We start from the raw sequence: 2549 nt of genomic DNA, 5'->3' as shown, positions 1-2549 counted from the left end.
GCCAGCGGGCCGACCCTGGGGAGGAACCGGTGCTCGTACCACTCCCGGCCCTTCGCATGCTCCCCGAGACGACGGCTCGCCCATCCGGCCAGCAGCGGGACGCCGAGGAAGACCAGCACGGATTCGGCGATCTGCAGGAAGGAGAAGTCGGCCGATGTCGCGGGCAGCCCCAGCCAGGCGGGCAGGACCTGGAGGTAGAACCAGCCGAGGGTGGCGAACATGAGAATCTGGAACAGCGCGTTGACGGCCACCAGGACTGCGGCCGCCTCCCGGTCGCCGCAGGCGAGGTCGTTCCAGATGAGCACCATGGCGATGCAGCGAGCCAGCCCGACGATGATGATGCCGGTGCGGTACTCGGGCAGATCGGGCAGCAGAAGCCAGGCGAGTGTGAACATGAGCGCCGGCCCGATCAGCCAGTTCAGTACGAGCGAGGCGACCAGCAGGGTGCGGTCGTGGGTGACGCGGCCGAGCTCGCCGTAGCGCACCTTCGCCAGCGGTGGGTACATCATGAGCAGCAGGCCCAAGGCGATCGGCAGGCTCGTGGAGCCCAGCCTCACTGAGCCGATGACGCCGGCCAGGCCGGGCCAGGACCGCCCGAGGGTGACGCCGATGACCATTGCCGTGAGAATCCACGCCGGCAGCAGCCTGTCGGCGGTGCCCAGGCGCGTGGCGGCCTGCGGCCGCGTTCGAGTCGTGATGCTCACCGTGTCGCTCCCGCGACCGGCTTCACGGCCTTGACGATGGCTCCGTGCATGCCCGGGGTGACCTCATGGGTGAACTCGACGCTCGTGCCGACGAACCCGGCTTGGGCCAGACCGTCCAGGTACTCGCGGCGGGAAAGTGCCCCGGCGATGCAGCCCACGTACGAGCCGCGCTCGGCCCGCTCGGCCGGTGTCACGCCGTCCTCGGCCACCACGTCGGAGATGCCGATGCGTCCGCCCGGGGTGAGCACGCGGAACATCTCGCTCAACACCTTGGGCTTGTCGGCGGACAGGTCGATGACGCAGTTGGAGATCACCACGTCGACCGAGGCGTCGGGCAGTGGCACGTCCTCGATCGTCCCCTTGAGGAACTCGACGTTGTCCGCGCCAGCTTTCGCCGCGTTGTCACGAGCGAGGGTCAGCATCTCGTCGGTCATGTCCACGCCGTAGGCGAAACCTCGGGCCCCCACCCGGCGCGCGGACAGCAGCACGTCGATACCACCACCGGAACCGAGGTCGAGGACCCGCTCTTCGGGGTGCAGATCGGCTACCGCCGTGGGGTTGCCACATCCCAGGCTCGCCGCCAAAGCTCCGGCCGGCACGCCGGCAACGTCCCCGGATGCATACAAGCTGACGCCGAAACGCTCATCCACATCGGTCCCAACGTCAGCGGTAGGGGCACAGCACGAACCACCCGCACAGCAGCTCCCGGTCCGTGACGGCAACTCCCGTCCGCTTGCTTCGACGGCGAGAGCCGCCTGCGCATACCGATCTCTCACCTGCGTGCGTATCAGTTCGGTCTCGTGCACCACGCCCTCCTCGCATAGATGATCATCTATCGGATTCATTTATACTCAACGTATAGATGTTAGTCAATATGAGTGGGACACTGGAAGACATGACCACCACGCTGCCGAACCCCACGAACCACCAGCAGGCCCCTTGCTGCACGCCGACGGCGGCGGTGGCACCTCGCCCGGCCGAGAGCCGCGACCTCGCGCGCAAGCTGAAGGCGCTCTCAGACCCCACCCGCCTGCAACTTCTGCAACTCGTCGCTGCGCATCCAGAGGGAAGGGCCTGTATCTGCGACCTCACCGAGCCGCTCGGCGTGACCCAGCCCACCGTTTCCCACCACATGAAGCTCCTGGCTGAATCCGGTTTCGTCACCCGCGAACAGCAAGGGAAATGGGCTTATTACGCCATCAAGCCCGAAGCTCTCAACGATCTCGGGCAACATCTCGCCAGCCTGAGCCGCCCGCGCATTTAGTCGCACCACATGCCCACACCTTCGCGTCAGGCGACAGTCCGGAATCGATCCCTTTCGAGCAGGTCTGCGGACCGGATCGTGGAGAGCGTCGTTGAGCGTGGCCGAGCTGCTCGAAATTGGCGCTCGAAATGCGATCGATTCGCTACCCGTTCGTATGGGATGATTTCGAGCACCACGAGCTGGGTCAGTGGTGTCGATGTGCGACGGGGCCCACGTGGCCGGGGACCTGGTGAGGCCGGTGGAGACCGGCCCAGACGCCCACGGGCTCCACGCCGGATTACCCGCTCTCTGCATAGTGAGCTTCGGCCTCATCCCGATGGCCCACCACAAGAAACGCATGACGACGTATCCGATGAGGAACCGATCTGCTCGTTCCGAGAGGCTCCTGGAGCGGAGAGCCTGCGCGACGCTCGTGCCCGATGAAGCACCTCATGACGATGGCGACGGGAACAGAGAGATCAACGAGATAGCCCGTCGTGGGGGCGGGGGCGGCCCCCCACCCGCGTGGGCAACACCCCGCCCCCGCGGCCGGGGGCGGCGGGGGGGGGGGGGGGGGCGGGGTGGGCGGGGGCGGGGGCGGG

2 protein-coding genes and 1 pseudogene are annotated in these 2549 nt (G+C 67.2%); 1 reads left to right on the top strand and 2 read right to left on the bottom strand.

Features of this window, described 5'->3' with window-relative positions; translation table 11 throughout:
- Both ABF648_RS11965 and arsM read right to left on the bottom strand, forming a co-directional pair.
- Positions 1–704: pseudogene (locus ABF648_RS11965) on the bottom strand (arsenical-resistance protein); the annotation flags it as partial.
- The gene (gene arsM / locus ABF648_RS11960; RefSeq protein ID WP_415632473.1) at positions 701–1549 is read right to left on the bottom strand and encodes an arsenite methyltransferase; all 849 of its coding nucleotides are present in this window, start codon (positions 1547–1549) and stop codon (positions 701–703) included. The gene arsM and the pseudogene ABF648_RS11965, both read right to left, overlap by 4 nt.
- A gap of 50 nt (positions 1550–1599) precedes the next feature.
- On the opposite strand from arsM, the gene ABF648_RS11955 reads away from it, so the two are divergent.
- A complete protein-coding gene (locus ABF648_RS11955) occupies positions 1600–1968 on the top strand; it encodes an ArsR/SmtB family transcription factor (protein WP_415632472.1) in 369 nt (122 codons plus the stop codon).
- The last annotated feature ends 581 nt before the right edge of the window (positions 1969–2549 follow it).

Origin of the sequence: Propionibacterium sp. (assembly GCF_047719395.1) — a bacterium.
Lineage (GTDB): Bacteria > Actinomycetota > Actinomycetes > Propionibacteriales > Propionibacteriaceae > Propionibacterium.
Note: the sequence above shows the minus strand (reverse complement) of the source record. Positions and strands in the feature narration are given on the sequence as shown.

Coding starts and splice junctions, on each gene's coding strand:
- arsM (WP_415632473.1), bottom strand. CDS start 1,549: ATGAATCCGATAGATGATCATCTATGCGAGGAGGGCGTGGTGCACGAG.
- ABF648_RS11955 (WP_415632472.1), top strand. CDS start 1,600: ATGACCACCACGCTGCCGAACCCCACGAACCACCAGCAGGCCCCTTGC.